This window comes from Enterobacter cloacae complex sp. FDA-CDC-AR_0132, assembly GCF_003010695.1.
GTDB lineage: Bacteria > Pseudomonadota > Gammaproteobacteria > Enterobacterales > Enterobacteriaceae > Enterobacter > Enterobacter ludwigii.
This window is the reverse complement of sequence record NZ_CP027618.1, coordinates 878,778-903,342: the sequence shown is the minus strand read 5'-3', so window position 1 is coordinate 903,342 and position 24,565 is coordinate 878,778. Positions and strand designations below refer to the sequence as shown.

21 protein-coding genes are annotated in these 24,565 nt (G+C 57.3%); 13 read left to right on the top strand and 8 right to left on the bottom strand.

Features of this window, described 5'->3' with window-relative positions:
* The first annotated feature begins 2 nt into the window (after nt 1-2).
* From AM379_RS04310 to AM379_RS04290, 5 genes are read left to right on the top strand one after another with little or no spacing between them, the layout of a single operon-like run.
* Nucleotides 3-815 carry an ABC transporter ATP-binding protein gene (locus AM379_RS04310; RefSeq protein ID WP_014171637.1) on the top strand — a complete coding sequence of 271 codons (813 nt, stop codon included), beginning with the start codon at nt 3-5 and terminating at the stop codon, nt 813-815.
* Complete coding sequence (locus AM379_RS04305; protein ID WP_032678978.1) at nt 812-1,795, top strand: FecCD family ABC transporter permease; 984 nt, start codon at nt 812-814, stop codon at nt 1,793-1,795. The genes AM379_RS04310 and AM379_RS04305 overlap by 4 nt, the downstream gene beginning before the upstream one ends.
* A complete protein-coding gene (locus tag AM379_RS04300; protein ID WP_032678977.1) occupies nt 1,792-2,832 on the top strand; it encodes a FecCD family ABC transporter permease in 1,041 nt (346 codons plus the stop codon). The genes AM379_RS04305 and AM379_RS04300 overlap by 4 nt, the downstream gene beginning before the upstream one ends.
* Nucleotides 2,833-2,841: 9 nt before the next feature.
* The gene (locus tag AM379_RS04295) at nt 2,842-3,792 is read left to right on the top strand and encodes an iron-siderophore ABC transporter substrate-binding protein (RefSeq protein WP_032679733.1); all 951 of its coding nucleotides are present in this window, start codon (nt 2,842-2,844) and stop codon (nt 3,790-3,792) included.
* Complete coding sequence (locus AM379_RS04290) at nt 3,789-4,676, top strand: MurR/RpiR family transcriptional regulator (protein WP_014171632.1); 888 nt, start codon at nt 3,789-3,791, stop codon at nt 4,674-4,676. Before AM379_RS04295 ends, AM379_RS04290 begins: the two co-directional genes overlap by 4 nt.
* A gap of 5 nt (nt 4,677-4,681) precedes the next feature.
* Here AM379_RS04290 and AM379_RS04285 read toward each other — a convergent pair whose 3' ends face one another.
* On the bottom strand, nt 4,682-5,521 hold the full coding sequence (locus AM379_RS04285; protein ID WP_020883647.1) for an AraC family transcriptional regulator: 840 nt from the start codon (nt 5,519-5,521) through the stop codon (nt 4,682-4,684).
* Nucleotides 5,522-5,687: 166 nt separating this feature from the next.
* Here AM379_RS04285 and AM379_RS04280 point away from each other — a divergent pair, with 166 nt between their 5' ends.
* The 3 genes from AM379_RS04280 to AM379_RS04270 are packed head-to-tail and all read left to right on the top strand — an operon-like array spanning nt 5,688 to nt 10,015.
* On the top strand, nt 5,688-7,502 hold the full coding sequence (locus AM379_RS04280; RefSeq protein WP_032678975.1) for a DUF2264 domain-containing protein: 1,815 nt from the start codon (nt 5,688-5,690) through the stop codon (nt 7,500-7,502).
* A 32-nt stretch (nt 7,503-7,534) separates the two neighbouring features.
* A complete protein-coding gene (locus AM379_RS04275; RefSeq protein ID WP_025203155.1) occupies nt 7,535-8,800 on the top strand; it encodes an oligosaccharide MFS transporter in 1,266 nt (421 codons plus the stop codon).
* A 27-nt stretch (nt 8,801-8,827) separates the two neighbouring features.
* Nucleotides 8,828-10,015, top strand: coding sequence for a glycoside hydrolase family 88 protein (locus AM379_RS04270; RefSeq protein WP_032678974.1), 1,188 nt, complete (start codon nt 8,828-8,830; stop codon nt 10,013-10,015).
* Nucleotides 10,016-10,073: 58 nt separating this feature from the next.
* Here AM379_RS04270 and AM379_RS04265 read toward each other — a convergent pair whose 3' ends face one another.
* The 4 genes from AM379_RS04265 to qseB form a co-directional block, all read right to left on the bottom strand.
* Nucleotides 10,074-10,388 (bottom strand): putative quinol monooxygenase, encoded by a 315-nt coding sequence (locus AM379_RS04265; RefSeq protein ID WP_014171627.1) that lies wholly within the window; start codon nt 10,386-10,388, stop codon nt 10,074-10,076.
* Nucleotides 10,389-10,418: 30 nt separating this feature from the next.
* A complete protein-coding gene (locus AM379_RS04260; protein ID WP_014171626.1) occupies nt 10,419-11,000 on the bottom strand; it encodes an NAD(P)H-dependent oxidoreductase in 582 nt (193 codons plus the stop codon).
* 105 nt (nt 11,001-11,105) lie between these two features.
* On the bottom strand, nt 11,106-12,455 hold the full coding sequence (gene qseC / locus AM379_RS04255; protein ID WP_106503491.1) for a quorum sensing histidine kinase QseC: 1,350 nt from the start codon (nt 12,453-12,455) through the stop codon (nt 11,106-11,108).
* Nucleotides 12,452-13,111, bottom strand: coding sequence for a quorum sensing response regulator transcription factor QseB (gene qseB / locus AM379_RS04250; RefSeq protein WP_106503490.1), 660 nt, complete (start codon nt 13,109-13,111; stop codon nt 12,452-12,454). The genes qseC and qseB overlap by 4 nt, the downstream gene beginning before the upstream one ends.
* 138 nt (nt 13,112-13,249) lie before the next feature.
* On the opposite strand from qseB, the gene AM379_RS04245 reads away from it, so the two are divergent.
* From AM379_RS04245 to ftsP, 4 genes are all read left to right on the top strand, one after another.
* Entirely contained in the window at nt 13,250-13,651 is a 402-nt protein-coding gene (locus AM379_RS04245) for a YgiW/YdeI family stress tolerance OB fold protein (RefSeq protein WP_020883653.1), read from the top strand.
* Between the two features lie 118 nt (nt 13,652-13,769).
* On the top strand, nt 13,770-16,028 hold the full coding sequence (gene parC, locus AM379_RS04240) for a DNA topoisomerase IV subunit A (RefSeq protein WP_014171622.1): 2,259 nt from the start codon (nt 13,770-13,772) through the stop codon (nt 16,026-16,028).
* Nucleotides 16,029-16,192: 164 nt separating this feature from the next.
* Entirely contained in the window at nt 16,193-16,930 is a 738-nt protein-coding gene (gene plsC / locus AM379_RS04235) for a 1-acylglycerol-3-phosphate O-acyltransferase (RefSeq protein WP_020883654.1), read from the top strand.
* 59 nt (nt 16,931-16,989) lie between these two features.
* A complete protein-coding gene (gene ftsP / locus AM379_RS04230; RefSeq protein ID WP_020883655.1) occupies nt 16,990-18,402 on the top strand; it encodes a cell division protein FtsP in 1,413 nt (470 codons plus the stop codon).
* Nucleotides 18,403-18,435: 33 nt separating this feature from the next.
* Here the strand turns inward: ftsP and AM379_RS04225 are convergent, their stop codons facing one another.
* On the bottom strand, nt 18,436-19,911 hold the full coding sequence (locus AM379_RS04225; protein ID WP_014171619.1) for a TrkH family potassium uptake protein: 1,476 nt from the start codon (nt 19,909-19,911) through the stop codon (nt 18,436-18,438).
* 200 nt (nt 19,912-20,111) lie between these two features.
* Here AM379_RS04225 and AM379_RS04220 point away from each other — a divergent pair, with 200 nt between their 5' ends.
* A complete protein-coding gene (locus AM379_RS04220; RefSeq protein WP_020883656.1) occupies nt 20,112-22,283 on the top strand; it encodes a YgiQ family radical SAM protein in 2,172 nt (723 codons plus the stop codon).
* A gap of 35 nt (nt 22,284-22,318) precedes the next feature.
* On the opposite strand, the gene dkgA is transcribed toward AM379_RS04220, so the two are convergent.
* The gene (gene dkgA / locus AM379_RS04215) at nt 22,319-23,146 is read right to left on the bottom strand and encodes a 2,5-didehydrogluconate reductase DkgA (protein WP_020883657.1); all 828 of its coding nucleotides are present in this window, start codon (nt 23,144-23,146) and stop codon (nt 22,319-22,321) included.
* Nucleotides 23,147-23,251: 105 nt separating this feature from the next.
* Nucleotides 23,252-24,415, bottom strand: coding sequence for an alcohol dehydrogenase (gene yqhD / locus AM379_RS04210; protein WP_044857771.1), 1,164 nt, complete (start codon nt 24,413-24,415; stop codon nt 23,252-23,254).
* Nucleotides 24,416-24,565 lie beyond the last annotated feature (150 nt).

Here is a 24,565-nt window from a genome sequence, read left to right as displayed (position 1 = left end):
ACGTGGCTCACAACACGAATAAGTCAGGACTGGTTCTTGAGAACCTCTCTGCTGGCTATCAGAAAAAAATCATCGTCGATGAGATCTCGCTTGCGATCCCCCCACAGAAAATAACCGTTCTGGTGGGCGCGAACGGCTGTGGAAAATCCACGCTACTGAGCACGATCGCACGTCTGCTGCAACCGCTCGGGGGAGCTGCGCTGCTGGATGGCAAAGCCATTCATCAACAGCCAACCAAAGCGGTCGCCCGTCAGCTGGGCATTCTGCCGCAGTCACCGCTGTTGCCGGAAGGGTTAACCGTGTTTGAGCTGGTTTCGCGCGGGCGTTTCCCCTGGCAAAATTTTATGCGCCAGTGGAGTGACGAAGACGAGCAGGCCGTGGAAGAGGCACTGCGCCTGACCGGTACGGCGGAGTTTGCCCATTTGCCGGTGGAAAGCCTTTCCGGCGGCCAGCGTCAGCGCTGCTGGATTGCGATGGCGCTGGCGCAGCAAACGCCCTATATCCTGCTCGACGAGCCGACAACGTTTCTTGACCTCCGCTATCAGGTGGAAATCCTTGAACTGCTGCATACGCTGACCCGCCAGCACGGGCGCACCGTCGTGGTGGTGCTGCACGATCTTAACTTTGCGGTGAACTACGGTGATTCCCTGGTCTTTTTACGCCAGGGGAAAGTCGAGGGCGTGCTTCACGAGGGCGATACCTGTACGCCGGAACTGATCAAAGCGGTGTTTGAGGTTGACGTACATATGTCAGTTAATCCGCTCACCGGCAAACCGTTCTTCATGCCGTTTCGCCAGGTCGCAGAAAAATCATGATGCGAACGTCACTGGCTTTTCTGCTCTTTGCGCTGCTGCTGGTGATGGGCGCAATTGCACACCTGGGCACGGGCGCGCGCGTTATTTCTCCCCTGACGGTCGTGCAGGCTTTTGTCGATTTCGACCCGCGCAATTTCGACCATAACATCATTATCAGGCTGCGCCTGTTACGCCTCCTTGCGGCCATGCTGACCGGCGCTGCACTTGGCGTGGCAGGCGTCTTGCTGCAGTCCGTTATCCGTAACCCGCTGGGCGAGCCGCATATTCTGGGGCTGAATGCCGGCGCCGCGCTGGCTGTCGTGCTGACAAGCGCACTCGGGTTCACCCTGCCGTTTGGTCGCCCGCTGATTGCCGCCACCGGCGCCGCCGGGCTGTTTCTGCTGGTACTGATGCTCTCCTCTTCGGGACGCACCGGGTTGACGCCGATGAAAGTCACCTTGTGCGGGGTGGCGATGTCGGCGTTCGCCTCCTCGATTACCGCCACGGTCCTGATCCTTGATGAGCAGACGCTTCTCGCCTTACGCACCTGGCTGGCGGGGGATTTGGCGGGGATAACAGAAGGGACGCTTCGCAGCGCTTCGTGGGCCGCTGGCGCGGGTTTCGCCCTTGCGCTCTGGCTGTCGCGGTCACTCAATATGCTGGCACTGGGGGACCGGATGGCCCAGGGGCTTGGCGTATCGCTTCTCAGGACGCGCCTGTTCGCGCTGCTTTCAATTGCGCTGCTGTGCGGCGCGGCAGTCTCCGTTGCCGGGCCGATTGGTTTTATTGGCCTCGTGGTGCCACAGCTGATACGGCGTCTGGTGACGGTGGATCTGCGCGTGATGGTGCCGCTTTCAGCCCTGTGTGGAGGGTTGGTTTTGCTGCTGGCGGATCTCGCCGCCCGCACGCTGTTTACCCCTTATGAACTGGCGACCGGCATTATGACCGCGCTGGTCGGTGCTCCCGTCTTTATCTTTATGGCCTCGAGGGCGTTCAAATGAGCCGGGCCGGACTGCGCGCGTTGCGTATTGGCACCTTTTCTACGCTGGTACGCCCGAGGGCGCTGGCCTGCCTTGCGCTGATTTCGCTCGCGGCCTTTATCCTGCTCGGGTTTGGCCTGACGCACGGCTCGCTGCCGATCCCGACGTCGGTCATCGGACGGGCGCTGCTGTATCCGCAAAGTCTGGAGGCGGATACGCGCTACATCGTGATGGATATCCGTCTGCCGCGTCTGCTGATGGCGGTGTTATGCGGTGCCATGCTTGGCATGGCGGGGGCAGCGATGCAGTCTGTCACCCGTAATGGCCTTGCCGACCCGGGGCTTATCGGCGTGAAAGAGGGATGTAGCGCGGCGGTGCTGGTGCTGATTTTTCAGTTCCCGGCGCTCAGCCTGGCCTGGCGACCGCTGGCGGGAATGGCGGGGGGCATACTCACCGCGCTGCTGGTGGTGGCGCTGGCGCGCGATATTTCGCGGCCGCGATTTATCCTGACGGGGATCGGCGTTTCCTGGGCGTTTGCCGCGGCAATGGGGGTCTTTATGACCACCGCCGACGTGCGTGACGTGCAGACGGCGATGCTGTGGCTGGCGGGAAGCCTGCATGCAGCAAACTGGACGCTGGTAGGCATTGCGGCAGCCTGGACGCTGCCGGCATTTGTGCTATTGCTGTTGACCGCGCGCGCCGCAGACGTGGCCCTGATGGGCAACCCCACCGCAACGGGGCTTGGCGTACACACCTCGCGTCTGGCGCTGCTGCGCGTGCTTGCCCCGGTGGTGCTGACTGCGGCCTGCGTCTCCTGCGTGGGCAGTATCGGTTTTGTGGGACTGATTGCGCCACATATGGCACGCCTGCTGCTGCGCGGCGGACAAACCGCGCTGCTGACGGGAAGTGCCGTGCTGGGTGCGCTGCTGGTTCTGCTGGCAGATAACGTCGGACGTCTGGCTTTCCTGCCGCTGCAGCTGCCGGCAGGCGTAGTCATTTCATTGATTGGCGGACCGTTTTTCCTGCTGCTGCTCTGGCAGCGACGGGACAGATTTTAGGGGATGGTGATGCGTATACTTTTTTCGATGTTGTTGCTGGTGGGGTTTACCGTGAGTGCGGCGGAGCCGACGCAGACGTTTACCGACGATCTGAACCGCAAGGTGACTGTGCCCCTTCACCCAAAGCGAATTGTCTCGCTGCACGATCTGGATATCACCATTCCGCTGATTGAGCTCGGCGTGCCGCCAGTGGCGAGCCACGGGCGCACGCGGCCGGACGGTAGCCATTTTCTGCGCGCCAGCGGCATGCTGACGGGCGTTGATTTTGATAACGCCGACATCAAATTTATCGGCTCCGCGGATATTGACATCGAGGCCATCGCCGCTGCAAAGCCGGATCTGATCATCACCGAACCGACCCGTAACACGCCGGTTGAACAGCTGGAGAAAATTGCCCCGACGGTGAGTATCGATCATCTCGATGGCGGCGCGCCGGAGATCTACCGCAAGCTGGCACAGCTCACGGGCACGGAAGCCCGGTTGAAGATCCTTGAACGTCGCTATCTGGAGCAGATTAACGCCCTGAAAGCGACCATCGACACCCGCAACATCACCGTGTCGGTGATACAGGCCAACCAGGGCAAAATCAACGCCATGCACAGCTACCACTCGCTGGGGCGCGTGCTGCGCGACGCAGGATTCACATTCCCGCCGCTGATTGAGTCCATCCCTGACGGCGGTCGAATTGACGTCAGCGCCGAGCGTCTGCCCGAGCTGGATGCAGATTTTGTCTTTGCCACCTGGCGCGGGGATACCGGCGGCAAACCGCAGGATGAGCTGGCAGCGATGGATGCCGTGATGCCTGGCTGGTGTCAGTTCCTCAATGCCTGTCGCACCGGCCACTACGTACTGATCTCCCGTGAAGAGGCCATCTCGAACTCCTTTGCCTCCTTAGGCCTGATGGCCGCCCAGGTGCAGTCGCAGATTGCCGGTCGACCGCTGCCGGAGGCGTCACAGTGATCAGAAAAGACAAAGCCCGGGTTGATGTCTATGGCGACCGCTTTCGCTCGCGGGGGCACCAGCTCACGCCGCGCCTGCTGCAGGTTGCGCGTTACATCAATGAAAACCGCGAAGCGGTGATGGAGCAGACGGCGATGGAGATTGCCGCGTTGCTGAAAACCTCGGACGCTACGGTGGTTCGCGCCATTCAGGCTCTTGGCTTTGCCGGGCTGCGTGACCTGAAGCAGACTCTGGAGCAGTGGTTTGGGCCGGTGGTCTCCTCCAGCGAAAAAATGTCCACCACGGTGAATACGCTCACCAGCGACGTGAACGCGAGCATCGATTTTGTGCTGGAAGGGCATCAGCATACCTGTGACGTGCTATCCGAGCCGCACAACCGCTACGCAATGGCGCAGGCGGTGTCGTTGCTGGCGCAGGCACGTCAGGTCGCGATCTTTGGGATTGGGGCTTCCGGCATTCTGGCCGAGTACACTTCCCGGCTGTTCAGCCGTATCGGCCTGCCCGCTATTGCGCTCAACCGCACCGGCATTGGTCTGGCAGAGCAACTGATAGCCTTACAGCGCGGCGACGTGCTGGTGATGATGGCGCAAAAATCGGCCCACCGGGAAGGACAAACCACGCTGCGTGAAGCGAAACGGCTGGGTATTCCCACGATATTGCTGACCAATGCTACGGACTCGCGCTTCAGCAAAGAGGCCAGCGTGGTGATCCACGTTCCGCGCGGCGGTGAAAAGGGCAAAATTCCGCTCCACGGCACGGTACTGCTGTGTCTGGAGATGATTATTTTATCTGTAGCGTCAACGGAGCCCCAGCGCACCATCAGGTCGATGAAGCGCATTAACGAATTTCATCGCGGGTTAAAACCGGGCAAGAAGAGCGGGTGAGGGGATCACGCCGCGCCATGATTTTTCCGGTACTGCAGCGGCGTCTCGCCAATCCCTTTTTTAAAGGCGCTGATAAACCACGTCACATCTGAAAATCCCACCCGCGCGGCAATCTCACGCACGCTGGCATCACTGTGCAGCAAGTACTCGCAGGCTTTTCGCAGCCGCAGCGTATTCAGATAGTCGTGGATCTTCTCGCCTGTTTCCGCATGGAATTTTCGCGATACATAGCTGCGTGATTTTCCCAGCTCAGCCGCCAGCGCATCCAGGCGAAATTTCTCCCGATAGTGCTCATCCAGCCAAAACATTACCTGACTTGCCACCCCCTGACTGCTCCCCGGGGCACCGTCGTTATCATCCGGCAGCATGGCAAACAGGCTAATCAACAGCCCGGCAATGTTTTCGCTGTTCAGCGGCGGCTGATAACAGCCAAGAAGATAATCGATATGCTTCTGGCAATGCGCCAGGTCAGCGACCCAGGCCTCGCCACCACGACGAGACAGCTTCTGCAGACGCTGCTGAGCCTGCGGAAAATCACGCAGGGTTTTCAGTACGGCATGCTGGTCGAGATGAATAATGGTGCGCCTGTAAAGGGCCTCTGCCTTCTCGTCCACCATCACCTTATGCAGGGTAAACGGTGGGAAGAAAAACAGCCGCCCGGGGCGCATGGTGTAGTGACGGTTATCGACAATCGCCACGCCAAAGCCTTCTTCCACATAGAGAATTTCCAGACACTGATGCCAGTGGTGATAGCGCACCGTATTGGCGAACAGGCGGCTAAACGACACCACGGTGTCATTTAAGGTAATCAGCTCCAGATGATCGGATGTTGGCGTGTCGCGCATAGTGCAATAAAACTCAACTTTTTCCCGTCAGAATCTCTTTATAAACCACCTTTTTAAATTTTCTTAACTGTGGGTTTATTCATCGCTCTTAGCTGTGACATGGCTAACATTTCTGCCCCGTGTGGATTCACTATGCTTTGCCGCAGTTGATTACGAGGGTGAGCGTATGTGGGCGGCAAATAAAGAAAAATCAAATCCGTTGTCTTCACGCCAGGATATCGTGGCGTCACTGAATACTCTGTTGAGTGCGCTGGATAAAGCGTTTGCGCCGGGCAGTTCACGATTTTCGCTGGGTGAAACCTGTGCGCATTACAGCACGGATATCGCGCAGATGGAGGGACTCTCACGTGCGCTATGGGGGCTGTTTCCGCTGCTGGCATCCGGCGATGCCAGCCCCTTTTGCGAAAAATACCTTACCGCGATCAAACTCGGCACCGATCCGCACAGTGACGGTTACTGGGGCGAAACCGGCCCCTACGATCAGCGTCTGGTCGAGATGGCGGCCTACGGTCTGGGGCTTGCCCTGCTGGGGGATAAACTCACCGCGCACTTCACCGGGCGCGAGGTCATAAACCTGCACGCATGGCTCAACCAGATCGCCCATGCGCAAATGCCGGACAGCAACTGGAACTACTTTGCCATTATGGTGCAGCTCGGTTTTAAGCGCGCTGGCCTGCCGTATGACCAGACGGCGATTGACCGACGGTTTGCAATGATGGAGGCCTATTATCTGGGCGATGGCTGGTATTCCGACGGGCCGGGGCGGCCGAAAGATTATTACATCTCGATGGCATTTCATTTCTACGGCCTGATTTATGCCACCCTGAACGGTGACGAGGAGAGGTCGCAGGTGCTGCGAGCGCGTTCGCGCCTGTTCGCCGAAGATTTTATCTACTGGTCAGCCGCCGACGGTGCCTCGGTACCGTTTGGTCGCAGTCTGACCTATCGCTTTGCAATGGTCGCCTTCTGGAGTGCCGTCGCCTTTTCCGGTCTGGAGGTGTTCACGCCGGGGATTGTGAAGGGCATCGTGCTGCGCCATCTGCGCTGGTGGCAGCAACAGCCCATCACCGATCGGGACGGTATTCTGACCCTCGGTTTTGCTTATCCGAACCTGGCGATGTGTGAGGACTATAACGCCCCCGGCTCGCCATACTGGGCGTTGAAAACTTACCTGATTCTGGCGATGCCGGAGGACCATCCGTTCTGGCAGGCTGAAGAGCAGCCACTGCCCGCGCTTGCGGAAAAACGCGTCATCCCGCATGCACTGCAGATCCTGATGCATGCCGGTCAGTCGCAGCACGTCACCCTGCTTACCGCCGGGCAGCTTGAGCTGAATAACTACGTGAATACGGAAGCCAAATACACCAAATTTGCCTACTCCAGCCGCTTTGGTTTCACGATTGAGCGCGGACGGTTTGGCCTGAAACATGCCGCCTGCGACTCCATGCTGCTGCTGGCAGACGGGGATAACTATTTCCGCGGGCGCCGCGAATGTGAAGCGGTGCGGATCACTGAAGATTATCTCTACTCACGCTGGTCTCCGTGGCATGACGTCCATATCGAAACCTGGCAAGTGCCGTTTGGTGAGTGGCACCTGCGCCTGCACCGTATCAACAGCGCCCGTCGACTGAATACGGCGGAGGGCGGATTTGCGGTGATGAACACCGAACCGCAGATCCGTGAGAACGGATGCTGGCTTGTCGCCGGTAATGGCACCAGCGTGCTGGTCGATCTCTCTCCGGTGATTAACCGTGAACCGGACAGCATCGTCACACCGCCGAACAGCAGCATCATGTTCCCGGAATGCGCTGCCATTCCGCTGTTGAAAACCACGCTTGCGCAGGGGGAGAGCTGGCTCTGTTGTGCCGCCGTCGCCGGCGAAAGCCAGCCGGTTATGGCAGTCCCACAACTGAATATCAGCGAGAACCGGGTTGTTATCCGCGAGCCCGGCAGTGAGCGACAGCTGTCGTTCTCATTATAAAAACTCTGACCCTACACGTCGGCGAGGATGATATGAAAAAGACCGCTACAACAAACAGAACTGAATATTACAAAATCAGCAGTTTTATATTTCTCTATTTCTTTACCTGGTCTGCCAGTATTGGCCTGCTGGCTATCTGGTTAGGCCAGAAAGCGAACCTCAGTGGTTCGGTGATTGGTACGGTATTTGCGGTGAACGGTATTTTCTCCGTCATTCTGAAGCCCATTTATGGCTATATTCTCGATAAGATCGGCATGAGCAAATACCTGCTCTATTTTGTGGTGGCAATGTCTGCCCTGATGGCGCCGTTCTTTATTTATGTCTATCAGCCGCTGTTAATGTCCAACACGCTGCTGGGGATTATTATTGGCGCACTCTATTTAAGCTTTGCCTGGTATGCGGGCGTGGCGGCGTGCGAATCCTATTCTGACCGTTTTAGCCGTTTAAACGGCATGGAGTTTGGTCAGATCCGGATGTGGGGCTCCCTTGGCTGGGCAGTGGCGTCCTCCTTCTCCGGCCTGCTGTTTAATCTCTCCCCAGCGTATAACTTTATTATGGGCAGCGTGGCATCGGTGGTGATGCTGATTGTCCTGTTGAGCCTGAAAGTGAACACTAACTCCGCACATGCCGGCGAAGTGCTGACGAAAGAGAAAATTGCCCCGTCAGACGTTTACGCGCTGCTGCGTAACCGTAAATTCTGGGCCTTCTGTCTGTACGTGGCCGGTGTGGCGTGGATGATGTTTATCGCCGAGCAGCAGTTTTCGCGCTATTTCGTGACCTTCTTTGATGATATTCACCAGGGCAATGCGGTGTTTGGTTATCTGGGGACCGTGCAGTCGGGAATGGAGTTTGTCATGTATATGGTGATCCCGCTGCTGGTGAACGCTATTGGCGCCAAACGAGGGCTGTTAATTGTCGGGCTGGTGGTCGGTGCGCGTCTGATTATTTCCGGTCTGTGTGATTCACATCTGTTAATTTCCATTCTTAAGCCGCTGTACGGTCTGGAAATTTGTCTGCTGCTGGTCTCCGTCTTTAAATATATTGCCGAACATTTCGATAAGCGCGTTAACGCCACCATGTATTTGCTGGGATATCAGGCGATGCTGTACGTCGGCAATGTCGTGGTCTCGTCGCCTGCCGGCTATATGTATGACCGCATCGGTTTCGAGAACACCTATATCATCATGGGCGCCACGGCGCTGATCTTCACGTTTATTTCTGCCTTTACGTTATCTGCCTGCCAGAGTAAATGGCGCGGCCCCCGCGCGCTGAACGTAGCAGAACCCTCATCACGATAATTAAGCCGTCAAAGAAGGAACCGAAATATGTTAAGTCGTATCGCAGAGGAACGCCTGCCCGCTATCCCCGAGCCCGTTGATTCGCGCGTATTCCGCGATGAACTGAGTTCAGCGCGCGACCATGTCCTCGCGCTGATTAGCCGCCATTTAACGGCGTTTGGTGAGCAGTTCCCGGCGGAAACCTGCCAGCAGGGTTTTTATCCGCTGACCGACAACGTGGAGTGGACCACCAGCTTCTGGACCGGGCAGCTGTGGCTGGCGTGGGAGATGAGCGGCGAAGCGAAATTCCGCGCGATGGCGGAAAAACATGTGCGCTCGTTTGGCCTGCGTATCGCCGGGCGCCACGACACTAACACCCACGATCTGGGATTTTTGTATACGCTCTCCTGCGTGGCGGCCTGGCGACTGACCGGTAACCGTGAGGCGCGTGGCTTCTCGCTGCTGGCGGCGGAGGCGCTGCTGGAGCGCTTCCACGAGAAGGCAAAGATTATTCAGGCGTGGGGCGATCTGGCTGACCCGGAACAGGCCGGGCGGATGATTATCGACTGCAATATGAACCTGCCGCTGCTCTACTGGGCGAGCGAACAGACGGGCGATCCGCGCTTTGCCGATGCCGCCAAAGCACACGTGATGCAGGCAGCGAGGTACCTTATCCGTGAAGATGCCTCAACGTTCCACACCTACTATATGGATGTGCACACCGGCGCGCCGCGCTACGGCAATACTCAGCAAGGCTATGCCGATGACTCCTGCTGGTCGCGCGGGCAGGCGTGGGGAATTTACGGCTTCCTGTTGAGCTATATCTATACCGGTGATGCGACGATGATTGCCCTGTCGAAACGGCTGGCGAACTACTTCCTCAACCGTCTGCCGGAAGATTACGTCTGCCACTGGGACCTGGCGCTGGTCGGCACGGATGCGCTACGCGACGCGTCCTCGGCGGCGATTGCGGTATGTGGCCTGCTGGAGCTGGTGAAGCATCTGCCGGTGACCGACCCGGATCGCGAGCGGTATTCTGAATGGGCAAAAGGAATGATGTCGTCACTGACGAAACACTACCTGATGGGCAAAGATGAGAAGGGAACTGGGCTGCTGAAGCACTCCGTTTATCATCTGGCAAGCAATAAAGGCGTGGACGAGTGCGCGAGCTGGGGGGACTACTTCTACGTGGAGGCGCTGGTCAGGTTTACCCAAAGCTGGAAGTTGTACTGGTAATATGCCTCCCTGACCCTCTCCCGAAAGGGGGAGGGCAGGAATCAGGAACTGGGTAAACTTACACCCCTTGCTCCAGAATGCGGATATGCGTTTCCAGCACATCGCCCTTCACCGCGTCGCTCCACGCTTTCATGTGCGCGGTCTGCAGGTGGGCTTCAAGATGGGCCACGGTTTCCCACTGCTCAATCATAATGATCGAGTCTGGGGCAGTAGCCTGGAAGCTGGCGGTGGTGGTGGCGTCGACCATCGGCGCGTAGCCGTGGCAGCCTTCTTCCTTCAGTACGGTGGGGATAATTTTCACGAACTCATCCAGCACCGCCTGGCGGTGATGTTGGCCTGGACGAGTACGGATTTCAGCAATAACAGTAAGCATGGTTAACTCCTTCTAATTCCAGGTTACCAGTTAAGCAAAAATTTCCGCGAGATGCTTGCGATATTCTGCGATATAGCGCGGGACGTCAGGCATTTTGATGACGTCGTTAACGATAAAGGTTGGCAGCGGCGTCATTCCGAGGAACTGGTTAGCTTTGTGGAACGGCAGATATGCGCCGTCAACGCCCACCCCTTCGAAGAACTGATCTTTCTCGGTGAACGCTTCCAGCGGTGCGTTCCAGGTCAGGGACAGCATATATTTTTTGCCCTGAATCAGGCCGCCAGAACCGTATTTTTTGGATGCGTCGGAGCGGGTGCGACCGTCGCTGGCGTACAGTGCGCCATGGCCTTCGGTGAAGACATCATCCATGTATTTTTTCACGGTCCAGGGGGCACCCATCCACCAGCCAGGCATCTGCCAGATAATCACGTCAGCCCACAGGAAGTTCTGCACTTCCGCGTTGACATCGTAATCGCTGTCCGCGCGCACGACCTTAACATCATGCCCGGCGTCGCGCAGAAAACCGTCCGCGACCTCGGTCAGGGTGTCATTCAGCTGGCCTTTAGAGTGCGCAAATTCTTTTGCACCGTTGATAATCAGAATGTTGCTCATGAGGTGTCCTCGAAGATGAAAGTATGGCGAGGATTTTACGCGCGCGAGCGATGCGGTTAAATGAGCAAAATGTGCAAAGTCTTTTGCATTAAACGCAATAATCCCTTACCAGCTGACCTTCACTTCGAAGCCACCTTCTGCCGCATTGCCCAGCGCGACGCGCATACCATGCAGGGCGGCAATGCGCCTGACGATAGATAACCCCAGGCCGCTACCCGTTGCATCCTGTCCCGGTGGGCGATAAAAACGCTCGCCAATACGCGCCAGCGCATCGGTGGAAACGCCGGGGCCGGTGTCACGCACGGTAAAACGCCGGGTGTCCAGCGTGACGTCCACCACGCTGCCCTGCGGGCTATAACGCACGGCGTTGTCCAGCAGGTTACGCACCAGCAGGCTCAGCAGCAGCGGCTGGCCCTGACGTGTGACCTGTGGGGCATGAATGTTCAGACGAATATCAATCCCGGCCTGCTGTGCCGGATGCCAGATATCCAGCACCGCCGACTGCAGGAGATCGGCCATCACGATCGGTTCGATATCGTCGAGGTTATCCAGCGAGTCCAGACGCGACAGCGTAAGGAGCTGATCCACCAGCCGGGATGCGCGATCGATACCCGCATGCAGCTGCGCCAGCGCTTTTTGCTGCGCCTGCGGATCGTCCTGATACAGTTGCGCCACGTCGGTTTGCACCTTCAGGGCCGCGAGAGGGCTGCGTAGCTCGTGCGCGGCATCTGAGGTAAAACGACGCTCGTGGGTCATCATCTCCTGAGTTCGCGTGAACAGATGGTTCAGCGAGTCGAGCAGCGGGCGCACCTCAGTGGGAACCCCCTGAGTCGGAAGCGCGTCGGTGGCATCCGGTGAGCGGGAGCGCAGGGTCTGCGCCAGTTTTTTTAACGGTTTCAGCTCCCGGCTCAGCAGAACAATAAGCAACAACAGCATCAGGGGCAGCGCGACCAGCCACGGGGTCAACTGGGAGCTGACCACATCTACCGCCATCTCCTGGCGATACTCCCACTCCTGGCCGACCACCACGCGGTACTTCCCGTCGGGTGAGGTGAGCCATAAAAAACGCCACTCGTCGTTGTCGCCCTGTAGCCGTCCATTATCAAACCCGTCACGGCGATAGTGGTACGGAATGTCCCGCCCGTTTTCGCCGTCATTTAACATCATCTTGCCGTCGGTGGCGTAGATGGCGAAGGCCAGCGCGTCGTCATCCAGACGACCGTGCTTCGCTTTTTTGGGGATCTCACGCATCCGTTCGGGGGCCCGAATCTCATCCAGATCCATGGTCAACAGCCGTTTGGCAAACAGCATCTGCTGCGTATCGAACAGCTTATCCAGTGTGTGGGTGGTCTGCTGCCAGGCGACCAGGCTTGCGGCAAACCACGCCGTCAGCGACAGCACTAAAAAGAGGAGCGTCAGGCGCAGCTTCAGGCTCAGGCGTTGAGTCAGTTTCATGCGTCACCCAGGGTATAGCCGATACCGTGCACGGTGCGGATAAATTCGCTGCCCAGTTTACGACGAAGATGGTGGACGTGGACTTCAACGGCGTTGCTGGAGACGTCGTCGTCCCAGGTGTAGAGCTTTTCCTCGATCAGCTTGCGCGGCAGCACGCGGCCCGCGTTACGCATCAGCAGCTCCAGCAGGGCGAACTCTTTCGGCTTGAGCGTCAGCGTTTCGCCGTTCAGCGTGGCCACGAGACTGGTGGGATCGAGCGTGACCTTTCCGTGGTGCAATTCGCTGCGGGTCTGGCCGTGGCTTCGGCGCACCAGCGCCTCAAGGCGGGCAGCCACTTCGATCAGTGCAAAGGGCTTGCACAGGTAATCATCCGCCCCCAGACGCAGCCCTTCGACACGCTGGTTCAACGCATCCCGCGCCGTCAGAATCAATACCGGCTCGCGGCGTCCGCTTTCGCGCCAGGCGCGCAGAATCTCCAGTCCGTCGATTTCCGGCAGCGTCAGATCCAGCACTACGGCATCATACGGTGCAGAATGAAGCGCGGTCTGGCCGGTTTTTCCGTCGGTGAACCAGTCCACGCTAAAGCCCATTTTGCTTAACCCCGCCTTGATGCCATCGCCGATCAACTTGTCGTCTTCAACCAGTAAAATGCGCATGTTCCCTCCTTGATAACGTCAGTAAACCCTCTGCATCAGCCTGCTGTACAGTAATAATAAATAAATTTTTCCCTTAAGAAGTTGTTAAGGTTTACCCTGTTAAATGGACTGCGAAACCACATTAAAGGGAGAGTTAATATGAAAAAATTCGCTGCGATTGCCGCCATCATGATGATGACCACTGCCCCTGTTTTTGCTGCACAGGGCGGATTTAACGGCCCCTCTGCCGCACAAACCCAGGCCCAGACGCAGGCGGGCGGTTTTGTCGATAATGACGCGAACCTCACCACCGCGGTGAAAGTGAAGGACATGAAGGACGACAGCTGGGTGAAGCTGCGCGGGAACATCACTCAGCGCCTGTCTGATGACCGCTACACCTTCCGCGATGAGACCGGTACGGTTAACGTGGAGATTGACCACAAGCGCTGGAACGGCGTGACCGTAACCCCGCAGGATAAGGTGGAAATCCAGGGTAAAGTCGATAAAGAGTGGAACGATTTTGAAATCGACGTGAAGCAGGTTATCAAACTGAACAAATAACCCCGAAAGGGCCGCGGATGCGGCCCTTTTTCTTTGTGACTCAACACGCCAGATAAGGTAGTATCTGCGGCAATATTGCCTGAAACCTTTCGGTTTCTGAGTTGAGGAATCACACATAATGAGCGATATGGCAGAGCGCCTCGCGCTACATGAATTCACGGAAAACGCCTACCTGAACTACTCCATGTACGTCATCATGGACAGGGCGTTGCCGTTTATCGGGGATGGCCTGAAGCCCGTTCAGCGCCGCATCGTCTATGCGATGTCCGAGCTGGGGCTGAATGCGACCGCCAAGTTCAAAAAATCCGCCCGTACCGTCGGTGACGTACTGGGTAAATACCATCCGCACGGCGACAGCGCCTGTTATGAAGCGATGGTGCTGATGGCACAGCCGTTTTCTTACCGTTATCCGCTGGTGGATGGTCAGGGGAACTGGGGGGCGCCGGACGATCCGAAATCCTTCGCAGCGATGCGTTATACCGAATCCCGTCTCTCCCGCTACGCTGAAGTGCTGCTGGGCGAGCTGGGTCAGGGAACCGTGGACTGGGTGCCAAACTTCGACGGTACGATGCAGGAGCCGAAAATGCTGCCTGCGCGTCTGCCGAACATCCTGCTGAACGGCACTACCGGTATCGCGGTGGGTATGGCGACGGACATTCCGCCGCACAACCTGCGTGAAGTGGCGAAAGCCGCCATCACCCTGATTGAACAGCCGAAAACCACGCTGGACGATCTGCTGGATATCGTGCAGGGGCCGGACTACCCGACCGAGGCCGAAATCATCACCTCGCGCGCGGAAATCCGCAAAATCTACCAGAACGGCCGCGGCTCCGTGCGCATGCGTGCGGTGTGGACCAAAGAGGACGGCGCAGTGGTCATCACCGCGCTGCCGCACCAGGTCTCCGGCGCGAAAGTGCTGGAACAGATTGCCTCCCAGATGCGCAATAAAAAGCTGCCGATGGTGGATGACCTGCGCGACGAATCCGACCACGAAAACCCGACGCGTCTGGTGATCGTGCCGCGTTCCAACCGCGTGGACATGGAGCAGGTGATGAACCACCTGTTTGCCACCACCGATCTGGAAAAAAGCTACCGCATCAACCTGAATATGATCGGCCTCGACGGTCGTCCGGCAGTGAAAAACCTGCTGGAGATCCTGAGCGAATGGCTGACGTTCCGCCGCGATACCGTTCGCCGCCGTCTGAACTATCGACTGGAAAAAGTGCTTAAACGCCTGCACATCCTTGAAGGTTTGCTGGTGGCGTTCCTCAATATCGACGAAGTTATTGAGATAATCCGTTCCGAGGACGAGCCGAAGCCGGCGCTGATGTCGCGCTTTGGCATCAGTGAAACCCAGGCCGAAGCAATCCTTGAGCTGAAACTGCGTCATCTCGCCAAACTCGAAGAGATGAAGATCCGCGGTGAGCAGAACGAACTGGAAAAAGAGCGCGATCAGCTGCAGGCGATCCTCGCGTCCGAACGCAAGATGAACAACCTGCTCAAGAAAGAGCTGCAGGCTGACGCCGATGCATTCGGTGACGACCGTCGTTCTCCGCTGCATGAGCGCGAAGAAGCGAAGGCGATGAATGAGCACGACATGCAGCCATCAGAACCAGTCACCATTGTGCTGTCTCAGAGCGGCTGGGTGCGCAGTGCTAAAGGTCACGATATCGACGCGCCAGGGTTGAGCTACAAGGCGGGCGATAGCTTTAAAGCGGCCGTGAAAGGTAAGAGCAACCAGCCGGTCGCCTTTATCGACTCGACGGGGCGCAGCTACGCCATCGACCCGATCACGCTGCCATCTGCCCGCGGACAGGGCGAACCGCTTACCGGTAAGCTGACGCTGCCGCCGGGTGCGACGGTTGACCATATGCTGATGGAAGCCGATGACCAGAAACTGCTGCTGGCGTCTGACGCGGGGTACGGCTTTATCTGTACCTTTAACGATCTTGTTTCCCGCAACCGTGCCGGTAAGGCGCTGATCAGCCTGCCTGACAACGCGCATGTGATGCCGCCGCTGGTGGTGGAAAACGATAGCGATATGCTGCTGGCGATCACTGCCGCCGGACGTATGCTGATGTTCCCGGTCAGCGACCTGCCGGAATTGTCAAAAGGCAAGGGCAACAAGATCATCAGCATCCCGTCAGCGGAAGCGGCGAAAGGGGTAGATGGTCTGGCGCACCTCTTTATTCTGCCGCCGCAGAGCACGCTGACCATTCATGTCGGCAAACGTAAAATCAAGCTTCGTCCGGAAGAGTTGCAGAAAGTGGTGGGCGAGCGCGGTCGACGCGGCTCGCTGATGCGCGGCCTGCAGCGTATTGACCGCGTGGAGATTGACTCTCCCGCGCGCAGTACCGCGGGCGACAGCGAAGAGTAACGCCGTTATCTCCCCCTCTGTTCCGGAGGGGGAATTTCAATAAAATTTCCCGTAAAATCGTTGTTAATTCGTGCGTTGCGATTAACAATACGCGCTCGTAATAAAGTCCTTACCTGGCCACAGGTGAAGTATAATTGTCAGCTGTCAGGGCTTCAGAGGTCGCTATGCTATTCATTGTTCGTTTAATTCTTACCATTATTTACTGCATTCTGGTCTGTATTTTCGGCTCTATTTATTGCCTGTTCAGTCCGCGCAATCCGAAACATGTCGCCACCTTCGGCCATATGTTCGGCCGCCTTGCGCCGCTGTTTGGCCTGAAGGTTGAAAAACGCCTGCCGGAAGGGGCTGAGAACTTCGGTAACGCCATCTTTATCGCTAATCATCAGAACAACTACGATATGGTGACGGCCTCCAACATTGTTCTGCCACCGACCGTGACCGTGGGCAAAAAGAGCCTGCTGTGGATCCCTTTTTTCGGCCAGCTGTACTGGCTGACTGGTAACCTGCTGATTGACCGTAACAACCGCGCGAAAGCGCACAGCACTATTGCTGAAGTGGTTAATCACTTCAAAAAGCGCAGGATCTCAATCTGGATGTTCCCGGAAGGGACGCGCAGCCGTGGCCGTGGCCTGCTGCCGTTCAAAACCGGTGCGTTTCATGCTGCAATTGCGGCAGGTGTTCCAATTATTCCTGTGTGTGTTTCCAATACTTCTAATAAGATTAATCTTAACCGCCTGAATAACGGGCTGGTGATTGTCGAAATGCTGCCGCCGGTGGATACCAGCAAATACGGTAAAGATCAGGTTCGCGAGCTGGCAGCACACTGCCGTGAACTGATGGCTCAGCATATTGCGCTGCTCGACAAAGAAGTCGCAGAGAGAGAAGCCGCCGGTAAGAAGTAAGCCGGCGTTAAAAGGGAAAACGAATTCCCGCGTTGTTAGTCGTTTCAGATGGAGCTTATATGTCATTCAGTCGGCGTCAGTTTATTCAGGCTTCCGGGATCGCCCTTTGTGCGGGTGCGCTGCCGCTGACAGCCAACGCCGCCGGGCAGCAACAGCCGCTGCCCATTCCGCCGTTAATAGAATCCCGTCGCGGGCAGCCGCTTTTCCTGACGCTACAGCGCAGCCACTGGTCCTTTACCCAGGGCACGCGTGCGCCGGTGTGGGGCATTAACGGGCGTTACCTTGGGCCGACCATACGCGTGTGGAATGGCGATGACGTTAAGCTGATCTACAGTAACCGTACGACGGAAAATGTCGCCATGACCATCAGTGGTTTACAGGTGCCTGGCCCGCTGCTTGGCGGCGCGGCACGCATGATGTCGCCTAACGCTGACTGGGCGCCCGTTCTGCCGATTCGTCAGAGCGCGGCGACGCTCTGGTATCATGCCAATACCCCTAACCGCACGGCCCAGCAGGTGTATAACGGCCTGGCCGGCATGTGGCTGGTGGAAGATGAAATCAGTAAATCCCTGCCAATCCCGAACCACTATGGCGTGGATGATTTTCCGGTCATTATTCAGGACAAACGGCTGGATAATTTCGGCACGCCGGAATACAGCGAGCCGGGCAGCGGTGGCTTCGTTGGCGATACGCTGCTGGTTAACGGCGCGCAAAGTCCGTATGTCGAAGTGTCGCGCGGATGGGTACGTCTGCGTCTGCTGAATGCCTCTAACTCGCGCCGCTACCAGCTGCAAATGAGCGATGGCCGCGCGCTACACGTCATCTCCGGCGACCAAGGCTTTTTACCGGCGCCGGTTTCCGTGAAGCAGCTGGCGCTGTCGCCAGGCGAACGCCGCGAAATCCTTATTGATATGACCAACGGTGATGAGGTGTCGATCACCTGTGGCGAAGCGGCCAGCATTGTGGACCGCATTCGCGGTTTCTTTGAGCCGTCGAGTATCCTGGTCTCCACCCTGGTGCTGACCCTGCGTCCTACCGGCCTGCTGCCGTTGGTGACCGACAGCCTGCCGATGCGCCTGCTACCGCAGGAGATCATGAGCGGTTCGCCGGTGCGCAGCCGCGATATCAGCCTGGGCGACGATCCGGGGATCAACGGTACGCTGTGGGACGTTAATCGTATCGATATTACCGCGCAGCAGGGTACCTGGGAGCGCTGGACGGTTCGCTCGGACATGCCGCAGTCGTTCCATATCGAAGGGGTGAGTTTCCTGATCCGCAACGTCAATGGCGCGATGCCGTTCCCCGAAGACAGGGGCTGGAAGGATACCGTCTGGGTGGATGGGCAGGTTGAACTGCTGGTCTACTACGGACAGCCTTCGTGGCCGCACTTCCCGTTCCTGTTCCACAGCCAGACGCTGGAGATGATGGACAGGGGATCCGTCGGCCAGATGCTGGTCAACCCGGCACCCTAAACCACGATACGATTCCCGGTTCGCCGGGAATGTTTATGCCCGCCAGAAAAAGCGTGAGCACAGGATCAGTACCGGATAAATTTCCAGACGCCCCATAATCATCGCCGCACACATCAACAGCTTGGCCTCGTCTTTTAGCGTTCCGAAGGTTGACGCCGTTTCGCCGAACCCCAGCCCCATATTGTTAATACAGGCCGCAACGGTGGCAAATGACGTGAACAGATCGTATCCCAGCAGGTTCAGCGCCCAGACGAAAAAGCCCGTTATCATCACGTAGAGAAAAAAGAAGCTCCACACCGAGCGCAGAACGCGCTCATTCACGACGCTTTTGCCGACCTTAATGCTCAGCAGCGCGCGCGGATGCGCGAGTTGATTCATCTCCTGAATACACTGCTTAAACATGATGAGAAAACGCAGCGCTTTGATCCCGCCGCAGGTAGAGCCGACGCAGCCGCCAAAAAAACTGGCGCTCAGCAGCAGGAAAATGGTGTGGGGAGGCCAGTGAGCGTAATCGGCCGTCGAAAGACCGTTGTCGGTCATCATGGAGCTGGCCAGAAAGAAGGCATGTACCAGGCTGTCGGTACCGTTGTACATCCCCGCGTGCCACACCTGCCAGGCGGTAATGGCGATAATGACGGTGGCGGCACCGAGAAAGAATTTCACCTCCGGGCTGCGCCGAATCGGTTTCAGCGTGCGGCGCGCGATGACGACATACCAGAGGGTAAAGTTAAACGCGGAAAGCAGTGAAAAAGCCCCGGCGACAAGCTCAATCGCGTGGCTGTCGTAAAACCCGATGCTCTCACTTCGGGTTGAAAACCCACCCAATGAGACGGTGGAAAGCCCGTGACAGACGGCGTCAAAAAAGGGCATGCCCGCCAGCCAGTACGCCAGCGTGCAGACCAGTCCCAGCGCCAGATAGGTTACCCACAGCGTACGCGCGGTATCGGCGAGTCGGGGCGTCAGGCGCTCCTCCTTGAACGGCCCAGGCATTTCCGACTGATACAGCTTCATGCCACCGATACCGAGCAGCGGCAGGACCGCGACGGCCAGTACGATGACCCCTAATCCGCCAATGAAATTGAGCTGAGCGCGGTAATAAAGGTACGACTTCGGCAGGGCACTGACGTCCCCAATCACCGTCGCCCCGGTGGTGGTGATCCCTGAGACCCCTTCAAAGAGCGCATCGGAAAAGGAGAGTTGCAGACCGTCATCCATCCATAACGGCATGGCGCTAATCAATGAAAACAGCAGCCAGAACAGAACGATAATCACGAAACCGTCACGGGTGCGCAGCTGTATACCGGAATGACGTGTTGCCCGCCAGGTGAGTCCGCCAAGGGTGAAAAAGGTCAAAAAGGTGGTTAAAAAAGCAAAGTAGGTTCGCTCTTTATTCAGCAGGGCGATAACCATCGGCGGCAGCATGGACAGGCTGTACAGAAGAACCAGAAAACCGCAGAGGTGAAGCACAACCCGCAGCTGGGACACATGTAACGAATCGTTGAACTTCACAAAGAAACTCCGTGCCAGAATGCATCCCGGTAACTGATTACCGCAAGATATAGTGGATATTATGATCCAAAATTAACAGTGCGCTGTATTTTAACGGCTTCCAGGATTTTCTGTTTACTTCTTGCATCCTTTTCTTCAAATCCGGCGGACTAACAGCGTATAATCCCGCTCCTTTTGTCTATTTTTTCTTCGGAAGCACTATGAGCGCAATTTCCCTGATCCAGCCGGATCGTGACCTCTTCTCCTGGCCCCAGTACTGGGCGGCCTGCTTTGGACCGGCACCGTTCCTGCCGATGTCCCGGGAAGAGATGGACCAACTGGGCTGGGACAGCTGCGATATCATTCTGGTGACGGGCGATGCCTATGTCGACCACCCGAGCTTTGGCATGGCTATCTGTGGCCGTATGCTTGAAGCGCAGGGCTTCCGGGTAGGGATCATTGCCCAGCCTGACTGGAACAGCAAAGACGACTTTATGCGTCTGGGGAAACCCAACCTGTTCTTCGGCGTGACCGCAGGCAACATGGACTCGATGATCAACCGCTATACCGCCGACCGTAAGCTGCGTCATGACGATGCCTACACGCCGGATAACGTCGCGGGTAAACGTCCTGACCGCGCGACGCTGGTCTACACCCAACGCTGCAAAGAAGCCTGGAAAGACGTGCCGGTTATCCTGGGCGGCATCGAGGCGAGTTTGCGCCGTACCGCGCACTACGACTACTGGTCAGACACCGTGCGCCGTTCGGTGCTGGTGGATTCCAAAGCCGATATGCTGATTTACGGTAACGGTGAACGTCCGCTGGTGGAAGTGGCGCACCGTCTCTCACAGGGTGAGCCGGTGAGCAGCATCCGCGACGTGCGCAACACCGCGATCATGGTGAAAGAGGCGCTGCCGGGCTGGAGCGGGGTGGATTCCCGTATCATTGATATGCCGGGTAAAATCGACCCGATCCCGCACCCGTACGGCGACGATCTGCCGTGTGCGGATAACAAGCCGGTAGAGCCAAAGAAAGCCGAAACGAAAGCTATCGTTGTTCAGCCGCCGCGCCCGAAACCGTGGGAAAAAACCTACGTGCTGCTGCCTTCCTTTGAGAAGGTCAAAGCCGATAAAGTGCTCTACGCGCATGCGTCCCGTATTCTGCACCACGAAACCAACCCGGGCTGCGCGCGTGCGCTGATGCAAAAGCACGGTGAGCGCTTTATCTGGATCAACCCGCCGGCCATCCCGCTTTCCACCGAAGAGATGGACAGCGTCTTCGCGCTGCCGTACAAACGCGTGCCGCATCCGGCATACGGCGAGAGCCGAATCCCGGCGTATGAGATGATCCGTTTCTCAATAAACATCATGCGCGGCTGCTTCGGCGGCTGCTCCTTCTGCTCCATTACCGAGCACGAAGGGCGCATTATTCAGAGTCGCTCCGAAGATTCGATCATCAATGAGATCGAAGCCATTCGCGATACCGTGCCTGGCTTCACCGGGGTGATCTCCGATCTGGGCGGTCCGACTGCCAACATGTACATGCTGCGCTGTAAGTCACCGCGCGCGGAACAGACCTGCCGTCGTCTGTCGTGCGTGTACCCGGATATCTGTCAGCACATGGATACCAACCATGAACCGACGATCAACCTTTATCGTCGTGCGCGTGACCTGAAAGGGATCAAGAAGATCCTGATCGCTTCCGGGGTGCGTTACGATATCGCCGTGGAAGATCCGCGCTACATCAAAGAGCTGGCGACGCATCACGTGGGTGGCTACCTGAAGATTGCCCCTGAGCATACCGAAGAAGGCCCGCTGTCCAAGATGATGAAGCCGGGTATGGGCAGCTACGATCGCTTTAAAGAGCTGTTTGACACCTACTCGAAGCAGGCGGGTAAAGAGCAGTATCTGATCCCATACTTCATCTCCGCGCACCCTGGCACGCGCGATGAGGACATGGTGAACCTGGCGCTGTGGCTGAAACAGCGTCGCTTCCGTCTGGATCAGGTGCAGAACTTCTATCCATCACCGCTCGCGAACTCAACGACCATGTATTACACCGGCAAGAACCCGCTGGGTAAAATTGGCTATAAGAGTGAAGATGTGGTGGTGCCGAAAGGGGATAAACAGCGCCGTCTGCATAAAGCACTGCTGCGCTACCACGATCCGGCTAACTGGCCGCTGATCCGTCAGGCGCTGGAAGATATGGGTAAAAAGCATCTGATCGGCTCGCGCCGCGACTGCCTGGTGCCTGCGCCTACGCTTGACGAGATGCGTGAAGCGCGCCGCCAGAACCGCCATACGCGCCCGGCATTGACCAAGCACACGCCGATTGTGCATCAGCGTTCAAACGGTAACGCCAGTGCGAAGAAACCCGTGAAACGTAAAGCGTAAAAAATAAAAACCCCGGCGAGCCGGGGTTTTTTTATTCATCCGCCAAACTGATCGGGATCCGGGCCTAAACGCTTGCCCTTGTCCAGCTTCGCAATTTCACTCAGTTCATCTTTATCCAGGCGGAAATCCCAGACGTCGAAGTTCTCAGCGATACGCGATGGCGTGACCGATTTCGGGATCACCACTAGGCCGTTGTCCAGATGCCAGCGAATAACGATTTGCGCCGGCGTCTTGCCGTATTTATCCGCGAGATCGCGAATAATTTTCTGGTCGAACACCCCTTCACCGCCCTGTGCCAGCGGGCTCCAGGACTCGGTCTGGATCTTGTGCGTGGCGTTCCAGGCGTGAAGCTGACGCTGCTGCATCAGCGGGTGCAGCTCAATCTGGTTGATAACCGGCGCGACACCCGTCTCGTCAATCAGGCGCTGCAGGTGGTGAACCTGGAAATTACACACGCCGATGCTTTTCACCAGCCCTGCCTGCTGTAGCTCAATCATCCCTTTCCAGGCGTCAACATAGTGATCGATAGCCGGGACTGGCCAGTGCATCAGATAGAGATCGACGAAATCGAGCTGGAGTTTGTCCAGACTCTCCTGCAAGGCTTCGCGGGGGCGTTTTTGATCGTCGTTCCACAGTTTGGTGGTAATGAAAAGGTCGTCGCGGGGCATGCCAGCGCTGGCCAGTGCCTTACCCACGCCGTCCTCATTTTTGTACGCGGCGGCGGTATCAATCGACCGATAGCCGACTTCCAGTGCTTTATGAATGGCGGAGACGACCTCGTCGTTACCGGCTTTCCATACACCTAGCCCCAGTTGGGGCATCACGTTGCCATCCTGCAGCTTGATTACGGTTTGGTTTGCCATTTTTCCTCCTTCAGGTGCTCATCGTCGGAGGGAACCCCCGACGATGTGATGTGCATTAAGTCTGGACGAAATGTCAAAAAACGAAAGGCGGGATGTCAAAAACGCTTAGCGTGCCGCTTCGTAGATACGACGGCTCACTTCCAGCGTAATGTCGCCGTGCTCACCCAACTGGGTCATACCGTGTTCTTCAAGTTTCGCCAGCAGGGCAGGGATGGAGCTGCCATCCAGGCCATAGCCGGACAGACGCGTTGGCACGCCCAGACCTTCAAAGAAGCTGCGGGTTGCTTCGATAGCCGCGTCGATACGCGCATCGTCAGAACCTTCGGTGATGTTCCACACGCGCTCAGCGTACTGCAGCAGTTTGGCGCGTTTGGTATCACGTTTTTCGTTCCACAGTGCAGGCAGAACGACGGCCAGCGTTTGCGCGTGATCCAGACCGTGCATGGCCGTCAGTTCGTGGCCCAGCATATGGGTTGCCCAGTCCTGCGGCACGCCGGCACCGATCAGACCGTTCAGCGCCTGGGTTGCCGCCCACATCACGTTGGCGCGCACATCGTAGTTTTCCGGCTCTTTCAGCGCTTTCGGACCGTCTTCAATCAGCGTCAGCAGAATGCCTTCCGCGAAGCGATCCTGAATTTTGGCATCTACCGGGTAGGTAACGTACTGCTCAACGGTGTGCACAAACGCATCGACCACACCGTTCGCGACCTGACGTGCAGGCAGGGTGTAGGTGTAAACCGGATCGAGGATGGCGAATACAGGCTGAACGTGATCGTTCATAAAGGCCTGCTTATCACCCGTGGTTTTACGGGAGATAACGGCACCTTTGTTGGATTCAGAACCGGTCGCAGGCAGGGTCAGCACGGAACCCATTGGGATCGCGCTTTTGATATCGCTGCCGCGGGTTTCCAGAATGTGCCACGGGTCAATACCGTCCGCGTAGTGCGCCGCAGCGGCGATGAATTTGGTGCCGTCCAGAACGGAGCCGCCGCCGACTGCCAGCAGGAAGGTGACTTTTTCATCACGGGCGATCTTGACCGCGTTCATCAGTGTTTCATAAGACGGGTTAGGCTCGATACCGCCGAACTCACGCACGTCCAGACCTTCCAGCGCGCTGTAAACCTGATCCAGTACCCCGGTTTTTTTCACGCTGCCGCCACCGTAGGTGATCAGTACGCGGGCGTCAGCGGGGATCTGTGCGCGCAGGTCGGCGATAGCGCCTTTACCAAACAGAATGCGGGTTGGGGTGTGGAGATTAAAATTATTCATTGCTCGTTCCCTTATGTGGGTGAAAAACCGTGGTGGCGCTGAAGGCGACCTGATGCTGCACATTGTGGCCGTCCGGGGCTATCCTCTCAATGCACATTCCTGCCGATGTCTTGCCCATTTCTACAGAGCGCTGGAGAAAACACGGTAAAC